General features: G+C 66.7%; 10 protein-coding genes. 7 read left to right on the forward strand and 3 right to left on the reverse strand.

The features are described from left to right. Window positions 1-438: sigma-70 family RNA polymerase sigma factor (locus Q0082_RS03790; protein WP_298190092.1), on the forward strand; the 438-nt coding region annotated here is incomplete at its 5' end. A gap of 73 nt (window positions 439-511) precedes the next feature. On the opposite strand, the gene Q0082_RS03795 is transcribed toward Q0082_RS03790, so the two are convergent. The 3 genes from Q0082_RS03795 to Q0082_RS03805 all read right to left on the reverse strand — a co-directional run bounded on the left by Q0082_RS03795 (window position 512) and on the right by Q0082_RS03805 (window position 3,998). Further along, complete coding sequence (locus tag Q0082_RS03795; RefSeq protein ID WP_298190094.1) at window positions 512-967, reverse strand: DUF3237 domain-containing protein; 456 nt, start codon at window positions 965-967, stop codon at window positions 512-514. Next, the gene (locus Q0082_RS03800; protein WP_298190097.1) at window positions 964-2,247 is read right to left on the reverse strand and encodes a flavin-dependent oxidoreductase; all 1,284 of its coding nucleotides are present in this window, start codon (window positions 2,245-2,247) and stop codon (window positions 964-966) included. Before Q0082_RS03800 ends, Q0082_RS03795 begins: the two co-directional genes overlap by 4 nt. 65 nt (window positions 2,248-2,312) lie before the next feature. Continuing rightward, window positions 2,313-3,998: a M20/M25/M40 family metallo-hydrolase gene (locus Q0082_RS03805; protein WP_298190100.1), complete on the reverse strand. Its 1,686-nt coding sequence runs from the start codon at window positions 3,996-3,998 to the stop codon at window positions 2,313-2,315. Window positions 3,999-4,230: 232 nt separating this feature from the next. Between Q0082_RS03805 and rpiB the strand changes: the two genes are divergently transcribed. The 6 genes from rpiB (at window position 4,231) to rpsD (ending at window position 8,263) form a co-directional block, all read left to right on the forward strand. Next, window positions 4,231-4,671 carry a ribose 5-phosphate isomerase B gene (gene rpiB, locus Q0082_RS03810; RefSeq protein WP_298190102.1) on the forward strand — a complete coding sequence of 147 codons (441 nt, stop codon included), beginning with the start codon at window positions 4,231-4,233 and terminating at the stop codon, window positions 4,669-4,671. 12 nt (window positions 4,672-4,683) lie between these two features. Further along, window positions 4,684-5,994, forward strand: coding sequence for a serine hydroxymethyltransferase (gene glyA / locus Q0082_RS03815; protein WP_298190104.1), 1,311 nt, complete (start codon window positions 4,684-4,686; stop codon window positions 5,992-5,994). Window positions 5,995-5,997: 3 nt separating this feature from the next. Then, window positions 5,998-6,201, forward strand: coding sequence for a hypothetical protein (locus Q0082_RS03820; protein ID WP_298190106.1), 204 nt, complete (start codon window positions 5,998-6,000; stop codon window positions 6,199-6,201). Between the two features lie 9 nt (window positions 6,202-6,210). Beyond that, entirely contained in the window at window positions 6,211-6,687 is a 477-nt protein-coding gene (gene nrdR, locus Q0082_RS03825) for a transcriptional regulator NrdR (RefSeq protein ID WP_298190108.1), read from the forward strand. Further along, complete coding sequence (locus Q0082_RS03830; RefSeq protein WP_298190111.1) at window positions 6,684-7,406, forward strand: RNA methyltransferase; 723 nt, start codon at window positions 6,684-6,686, stop codon at window positions 7,404-7,406. The genes nrdR and Q0082_RS03830 overlap by 4 nt, the downstream gene beginning before the upstream one ends. A 245-nt stretch (window positions 7,407-7,651) precedes the next feature. After that, window positions 7,652-8,263 (forward strand): 30S ribosomal protein S4, encoded by a 612-nt coding sequence (rpsD, locus tag Q0082_RS03835; protein WP_298190113.1) that lies wholly within the window; start codon window positions 7,652-7,654, stop codon window positions 8,261-8,263. Window positions 8,264-8,277 lie beyond the last annotated feature (14 nt).

An 8,277-nucleotide genomic window follows, 5' to 3' on the forward strand; every position in this document is an offset into this window, starting at 1 on the left:
CAGTTCCTGCACGAGCAGGGCCGCGAGCCCACGCCGGAGGAAATGGCCGAGCGGCTTTCGATGCCGCTCGAAAAGGTCCGCAAGGTGATGAAGATCGCCAAGGAGCCGATCTCCCTCGAAACGCCGATCGGCGACGAGGAAGACAGCCACCTCGGCGATTTCATCGAGGACAAGAACGCGGTGATCCCGGTGGACGCGGCCATCCAGGCCAACCTCAAAGAAACCGTCACCCGCGTTCTCGCCAGCCTCACCCCGCGCGAGGAACGCGTGCTGCGGATGCGCTTCGGCATCGGCATGAACACCGATCACACGCTCGAGGAAGTCGGCCAGCAGTTCTCGGTCACCCGCGAACGCATCCGCCAGATCGAAGCGAAGGCGCTGCGCAAGCTCAAGCACCCGAGCCGGTCAAGGAAGATGCGTTCGTTCCTCGATCAGTAAAGCGGGCTTACCGGCCTGAATGAAAAGGGCTCTGCTGTGGCGGGGCCCTTTTCGTTTGGGTGCTAGGGTCGCCTCACCCTACCCGATATACCGCCAGCCGCACCGTGTTCCCCACCTTGCCGCCATCCGCGACATAGATCGAGCGCGCCACCCACGCGTAGTCGGGATGCCCGCTGTCCAGCCGGATCGCCGTGCGCATGTAGTATTCGGACGGCGGCACCGCCTCCCCCGCCACGATTCGCGCCGCAACTTCGGTGGAGGCATGGCGGATGCCCTGGCTCACCACTTCGATCACCGCGCCGTCGTCGGTTTCAATCGCATAGCGCGCATCCAGTTGCGCCACGCCGCCCGCCTGCACCGTCTGCCAATCCGCGCCGACGTTCAGGATGCGGCCGTTGATCCGCGCACCCGTCGCCGTCCCGCCCACAATCGGGATGATCCGCCGCGTGCCCGAAAGCGCCGCGCCCATTTCGTGCGGCGGCGAAAGCTCGACCACCAGATCACAGATGTGTTCCAGCGTAATGCTCATGCCAAAACCCTCGCCCCCGACGGGATCGTCGGCGGCGCGGCGTTGAGCTGCTCTTTCGCGAAGCCCGCCGCCTTCTGATAGGCCAGCATGAACGCCGCGCGCTCCTCAGCCGGGATCACCGCGTCGATATCGTCGAACTGCCCGCCGCAGCGCTCGTCGACCATGTTGAGCAGGCCAAACGGCCCTGCCCCCCGGTTGCGCATCGCGACTGCGCCGATGGGGCCGCACAGCTCGGCATCGAACGCCGCCAGCGCGCCCGCGTTCACGCCCTGCTGCGTGATGATCCGCCCCAGCACCCGCGCATCGATGATCGCCTGCGAGGCCCCGTTGGAGCCCGTCGGATACATCGGATGCGCCGCATCGCCGATCAGCAGCACCGGCCCGTCCGCCCATGTCGGCAGCGGATCGCGGTCGATCATCGGGTTTTCGTAGGCCACGTCAGACCCGGCCAGCAGCGCGGGCAGATCGAGCCAATCATAAACAAATCCCTCGAACTCATGCGCGAACTCGGACAGCGCCACAGGCCGGAACCAGCCCGATTGCGTCCAGTCATGGCCTTCGTCAAAGGTCTGCTCGGCAATCCAGTTGATGTCCGCAAGGCCCTGCGCATCCGGATGCGAGATCGGATAGAGCACCACGCGGTGGCGGCTCGTCCCCAGCCCCACGAACGAGGACCCACTGCGGATCGGCACCCCGCGCGCCGTGCCGCGCCACATGATCGTCCCGCCCCAGTGGATCGGCGGCTGATCCGGGTGCATCTGCGCGCGGATCGCCGAATGGATGCCGTCCGCGCCGATCAGCAGCGCGCCGCGCAGCTCTTCGCGCCCGCCATCCGCCCGCTCGACCAGCGCCGTCACGCCACCATCCGCGTCCTTGCGATACCCGCTTACCCGGCAGCCCAGCCGCACCGCCTCCGGACCCAGCCGCTCCAGCACAGTCCGATAGAGCAACATATGAAATTGCCCCCGGTGCACCGCATACTGGTGCCAGCGATAGCCCGCCAGCTTGCCGCGCGGCTCGGCATAGATGTCCTTGCCGTTCAGCCCTACCAGCGCCCACTCGCGCGCCGGAATGCCGACCGCGTCAAGCTCGGCCTCACCGATGCCAAGGTCTTCCAGCTCGCGCACCGCATTGGGCTGCAGGTTGATCCCCACCCCCAGCGGCTTCAGCTCGCGCACGCTTTCGAGCACCGTGCAGCGCACGCCGATCTGGTGCAGCGTCAGCGCCAGCACCAGCCCGCCGATCCCACCGCCCGCAATCAAGACCTCGTTCTGGGCCATCCCGCACCCCGAATGTTATGTTCGATAGCGCCGCTACAGACACGGCCCGGGTGTTGCAACGGCTCTCATTTGTCCGCGCTATAGGCCGGCACCGTATCCGCCAGCGGGTCAAGCCGCACGTTCAGCGCCGTGCCGACCGCAATCACCAGCAGCACTGCTGCCGCCAGCCGCGCCGTTCGAGCGCTCAGACCTTCCCACAGCGGCAACGCCGCCAGAGTGGCGAGCGCCAGCGGCAGTGCTGCCGCCATCGGCAGGTTCGGTCCCACGCCTTGCATCACGAAATGGCCCATCGAGATCATGTAGCCGATCACCGGCGCCCCCAGCACCAGCGCGGCCACCCGTCCCGTAAGTCCCTCGCCCGCCGCCAGGGCCAGCGCCACCAGCATCACTGGCACCACCACGATGTAGGCAGCAGTTGGCGCCAGCGCCTGCAGCACCGCGCCCAGCAGGAAAAGCGGCAGCGCCGCGCCGACCAGCCCAGCCGGCTTCGCCTTGCATGCCCCCAGCGTCAGCAGGAACGCCGCAAGGCCGCCGCACAGCGCCATCACTTCGAGGCGCGGGATCGCCGCGAGCCGGTCATAGTAGTTGGGCCTCCCCGTCCCGAGCGAGATCTGGTTCACCGCCCAGAGCACGAGCGCCGCCAACCCGATCAGCGCCAGCGTGCGCCCAGCTCCGGCTAGCCCGTCCCTCCAGCCGCCCCCGCGCCGCGCGGCAAGGCCCAGCGCCAATGCCGCGACTGCGAGCATCGCCCAGCCCACCCACGCCGGATAGACCAGCAGGCCGAGGCCGAACACATCGAAGAACACCACATCGGCCGCCTTGCCCGAAAGCAGTTCCGCGCGCAGCAATTCGCGCGTGAGGTCGAGCACTTGCGCGCCCATATCCTGAAGCGCGCCCTGATCGAGCGCATCGGGCGTCGCTTTCGGCGAATGATAAAGCTGCGGCCGCCCGATCATCGCGAAGTTGTAGCCCGTCCACGGTCCATCGCGCGTCTCGGTCAGGTCGGTATCGTTGGGCAGCATCTTGTAGATATAGACCGCGAGGCTGGAGCCCGCCGGTCGCTGGATCGCCCGCGCCGCGCGCGCGATCGCCATGCCGTTGTCCGCCGAAGTCTCGAACAAGGTCGTCCGTCCGCCGCCCCCGCGCGCCTCGACATTGATCACCGCGCCCACATGCGCGCGCAGGGGATCACTGGTGAAGAAATGGCGCGCGCCGTCGAGCCCGAGTTCCTCGCCATCGGTGATCAGCACGATCAGATCGCGCGCAGGCTGCCCACCGCTGCGCACCGCGCGCGCCGTCTCGAGCAGCGCGGCAACCCCTGCCGTATCGTCTGCCGCGCCGGGAGATCCGCCCACCGTATCGTGGTGCGCCATCAGCAGCACAGCGGGCAGGTTGCGGTCCTTGCCCGGCAGCACGCCGATCACGTTGGTGAGCACCGGCGCGGGAACGTCCTTCCCGCTCCACCAGGCCAAGCGCTTGGCGCTTTCGGGCGGCGCGGTGAAGGGCGTCTCATGCACCTCCATCCCCATCGCTTGCATCCGCCGCGCGATATGCGCGCGCACCGCCGCATTTTCCGCCGAGGCAGCAAGGTGCGGCCGCGCAGCAATCGAGCGCACGTCGGCCATCGCGCGTCCAGCGGCAAAGTCCTGCGGCGGCGCATCGGAGCCGAGCGGCGCAGGCGGGGTCGTCGCGCGGATGCCCAGCAGCACGCCCAGCGCCAGAACCGCCACCAGGATCAGCCGTTTGCCCATAAACTCTCCCACGCCGCATCACGCCAAGTTTGCAGCCAAGCCTGATCGAACGGATTGTGCAAGACGAATACCCGTGCGGAGTGTCGCAGGCAGGCCGGATGGGTTCCTTCCCATTTCTATCATAATTACTTATACTGCACTTAAGGCAATCGCGCGCACTGGCAAAGCCGAGCCAACCCTCCTAAAGCGCTTTGGCTGACCGAATCCCCCGCTGCAGGACCACCCGCCGCCCATGCGCATTGCCATCGCCTCGGACCACGCCGCCTTCGATCTCAAGGCCGAACTCGCCGCCCATATCGCTGCGCTCGGCCACGAAGTGCTCGATCTCGGGCCCGACAGCACCGCCAGTGTCGATTATCCGGATTATGGCTACAAGCTTGCCGAAGCCGTCGCCTCGGGCGCAGCGGATCGCGGTGTCGCGCTGTGCGGCTCGGGCATCGGCATCTCGATCGCGGTGAACCGCCACCCGGCGCTGCGCTGCGCGCTGGTGAGCGAGCCGCTGTCCGCTTCGCTCAGCCGTTCGCATAACAATGCCAATGCCATCGCCATGGGCGCCCGCCTCGTCGGCCCCGAAATGGCCAAGGCCTGCCTCGAGGCTTTCCTCGCGGGCGAATTTCTCGGTGGCCGCCATGAAGGCCGCGTCGCCAAGCTTTCCACCCCTGCCCTCGCATAAGGAGCCCCGCCGATGAACATTGCAGCACCAGCGCAGGAAATCCGCAAAGTCGGCTTCTTTACCGAACACCTCGAAGCGGCCGATCCCGAAGTCTACGCTGCGATCCGTGGCGAGCTGCACCGCCAGCAGACCAAGATCGAGCTGATCGCGTCCGAGAACATCACCAGCCTCGCCTGCCTCGAAGCCGCCGGCTCTGTGTTCACCAACAAGTATGCCGAAGGCTACCCTGGCAAGCGCTATTACGGCGGCTGCGAATATGCCGACGTCGTCGAAACGCTCGCGATCGAGCGCGCGAAGAAGCTGTTCGGCTGCGAGTTCGCCAATGTGCAGCCCAATTCGGGCAGCCAGATGAATCAGGCCGTGTTCCTCGCGCTGCTGCAGCCGGGTGACACGTTCATGGGCCTCGATCTCAATTCGGGCGGTCACCTCACCCACGGCTCGCCGGTCAATATGAGCGGCAAGTGGTTCAAGCCGGTCGCCTACGGGGTGCGCCGCGAGGACCACCAGATCGACATGGATGCGGTCCGCGCCACCGCGCACGAGCACAAGCCCAAGCTCATCATCGCTGGCGGCACTGCCTATTCGCGGGTGTGGGACTGGGAAGCGTTCCGCACCATCGCGGACGAGATCGGCGCCTACCTGCTGGTCGATATGTCGCACATCTCCGGCCTCGTCGCCGGCGGCGCGCATCCCTCGCCGATCCCGCACGCGCACGTCGTCACCACCACCACGCACAAGAGCCTGCGCGGGCCCCGCTCGGGCGTAATCCTCACCAATGACGAGGCGCTCGCCAAGAAGATCAACATGGCGGTGTTCCCCGGCATGCAGGGCGGCCCGCTCGTCCACATCATCGCCGCCAAGGCTGTTGCCTTTGCCGAGGCGCTGAAGCCCGAATTCGCGGCCTATGCCCATCAGGTCGTCGCCAACGCTCGCGCACTGGCAGCGAGCCTACAGGACGCCGGCCTCGGCATCGTCTCGGGCGGGACGGACAACCATTCGATGCTGGTCGATCTCACCCCCAAGGACGTCACCGGCAAGGCCGCCGAAAAGGGCCTCGACCGCGCCTGGCTCACCTGCAACAAGAACGGCATCCCCTTCGATACCCGCTCGCCCTTCGTCACTTCGGGCATCCGCCTCGGTACGCCTGCCGGCACGACGCGCGGCTTCCGCGAGGACGAGTTCCGGCAGATCGGCGCGCTGATCGCCGAAGTGGTCGACGGCCTCTCGCGCAATGGCGATGAAGGCGATGGCCAGGTGGAACAACGCGTGCGTGAACGGGTTGAAGCCCTGTGCGCACGCTTCCCCATCTATCCGGAGCTCTGAATCATGGCCGACAACAACGACATCGCATCGCGTGCCAAGGCTGAAATCGAAGGCATGGCTAAGGAAGGCATGAACCACCCCTCGACCAAGCCGGTTCTCGTCGGCGCCGGCATCGGCGCGGTCGCTGGTGCGCTCTTGCCCTTCGTATCGCTGCCGCTCGGCCTTGCCGTCGGGGCGGGCTATGCCTTCTGGCAGCGGATCAAGTAACAGCACCTGATGCGTTGCCCGTTCTGTGCCCATGAAGAAAGCCAGGTAAAGGACAGCCGGCCGAGCGAGGACAACACCTCGATCCGCCGGCGCCGCCAGTGCGAGGGCTGCGGCGCGCGCTTCACCACGTTCGAGCGCGTACAACTGCGCGAGGTCATGGTGGTGAAGAGCGGCGCCGGTGGCGGCGAGCCCCGCCGCGAACCCTTCGACCGCGCCAAGATCGAACAGTCCGTCGCGCTCGCCTGCCGCAAACGTCCGGTCAGCGCGGAACGCATCGAGCGTCTCGTCTCGGGCATCCAGCGCCAGCTCGAAACGCTGGGTGACGCCGAAGTCGAAAGCCGCCAGATCGGCGAAATGGTCATGGAAGGCCTCCGCCAGCTCGACAGCGTCGCCTACATCCGCTTCGCCAGCGTCTACCGCGATTTCACCGAAGCTCGCGATTTCGAGGAGTTTGCGAGCACTGTGCGCGAGGTCGGTGGGAAATGAGCAACGCCCCCGTCATCGTTCTCGTCCGCCCCCAGCTGGGGGAGAACATCGGCAAGGCCGCGCGCGCCATGCTGAACTTCGGGCTCACCCGCATGCGCCTCGTCGCCCCGCGCGACGGCTGGCCCAACCCGAGCGCCGGCCCCGCCGCCGCCGGTGCAGACATCGTGCTGGCGCAGGCCGAAGTCTATGAAACGCTGGCCGAAGCCGTCGCGGATTGCGCGCATGTCTATGCCACCACGGTGCGCAAGCGCGGTGTCACCAAGCCCGTCCTCACGCCCGAGGAAGCGGCGAAGGAGACCGCCAGCGCCGTCGGCGGCACCGCGTTCGTCTTCGGCCCCGAACGCTCCGGCCTCGAAACCGACGATGTCGCGCTTGCCCGCAAGATCATCACCGTGCCGATCAACCCCGAATTCGGCTCGCTCAACCTCGCGCAGGCGGTCATCCTCTGTGCCTACGAATGGTCGAAGCACGCGCCCGACGCCGGACTTGCCCAGCCTCCCGCCGAAGAGATCCTGCCACCCGCCCCGCAGGAGGAACTCGAAGGCCTGATCGCCCAGATCACCGAGCATCTCGAACCCCGCGACTACTTCAAGCCGCAGGGCCGCGCGCATGCCACCCGGCTGACCTTGCGCAACATGCTGACCAAGCCGGCGTGGAACCACCTTGAAGTGCGCACGATGCGCGGCATCATCACCGCCCTGATGCGCACGCCCCGATAGATCGGGACAGTCCCTGTTTCCAACTCGGTTCGCGTGAGCCGAACCACCACTCCCGCCTTGACATTCCGCGCAATCGCTGGTCTAGGCGCGCCTTCGCAATTGGCCCTGCACGCCCGGTGAAGCAGTGGCCGCACGCCCCGCAAGGGTCCGTGGTGCGGTTCCGGGTCTACGAAACGCCGGCCTCAAGGCTGGTTTCCATAGGCCGGCCCTCGGGCTCGCCGCGCAGCAAATTGAAAGGACTTGCCATGTCGAAGCGCAAGGCATCGAAGCATAAGATTGACCGCCGTCTTGGCGAAAACATCTGGGGCCGCCCGAAAAGCTCGGTCAACCGCCGCGCCTATGGCCCCGGCCAGCACGGCCAGCGCCGCAAGAGCAAGGTGTCGGACTTCGGCATCCAGCTGCGCGCCAAGCAGAAGCTCAAGGGCTACTACGGCGACGTCACCGAAAAGCAGTTCAAGCGCACCTATCAGGAAGCGGCGAGCATGAAGGGTGACACCGGCCAGAACCTCATCGGCCTGCTCGAGCAGCGCCTCGACATGATCGTCTACCGCGCCAAGTTCGCGCCGACGATCTTCTCGGCCCGCCAGATCGTCAGCCATGGCCACATCCGCGTCAACGGCGTGAAGTGCAACATCGCCAGCCGCCGCGTCCGCCCGGGCGACGTGCTGACCCTCGGCCCCAAGGCCAAGGAAATGGCGCTGATCGCTGAAGCCCAGTCGCTGGCCGAGCGTGATGTGCCCGATTACGTCGTCGCCGAAGCCGACAAGGCCACTTTCGTGCGCGTGCCCACGCTCGACGAAGTGCCCTACCCGGTGAAGATGGAACCGAACCTGGTCGTCGAGTTCTACTCGCGCTGATCCAGCGGTTCATA

It is taken from the genome of Novosphingobium sp., from assembly GCF_027489515.1.
GTDB lineage: Bacteria > Pseudomonadota > Alphaproteobacteria > Sphingomonadales > Sphingomonadaceae > Novosphingobium.

Bases quoted from the DNA above. Each gene is read 5' to 3' on its own strand.
- Q0082_RS03795 (WP_298190094.1), bottom strand. From the start codon at position 967: ATGAGCATTACGCTGGAACACATCTGTGATCTGGTGGTCGAGCTTTCG.
- Q0082_RS03800 (WP_298190097.1), bottom strand. From the start codon at position 2,247: ATGGCCCAGAACGAGGTCTTGATTGCGGGCGGTGGGATCGGCGGGCTG.
- Q0082_RS03805 (WP_298190100.1), bottom strand. From the start codon at position 3,998: ATGGGCAAACGGCTGATCCTGGTGGCGGTTCTGGCGCTGGGCGTGCTG.
- rpiB (WP_298190102.1), top strand. From the start codon at position 4,231: ATGCGCATTGCCATCGCCTCGGACCACGCCGCCTTCGATCTCAAGGCC.
- glyA (WP_298190104.1), top strand. From the start codon at position 4,684: ATGAACATTGCAGCACCAGCGCAGGAAATCCGCAAAGTCGGCTTCTTT.
- Q0082_RS03820 (WP_298190106.1), top strand. From the start codon at position 5,998: ATGGCCGACAACAACGACATCGCATCGCGTGCCAAGGCTGAAATCGAA.
- nrdR (WP_298190108.1), top strand. From the start codon at position 6,211: ATGCGTTGCCCGTTCTGTGCCCATGAAGAAAGCCAGGTAAAGGACAGC.
- Q0082_RS03830 (WP_298190111.1), top strand. From the start codon at position 6,684: ATGAGCAACGCCCCCGTCATCGTTCTCGTCCGCCCCCAGCTGGGGGAG.
- rpsD (WP_298190113.1), top strand. From the start codon at position 7,652: ATGTCGAAGCGCAAGGCATCGAAGCATAAGATTGACCGCCGTCTTGGC.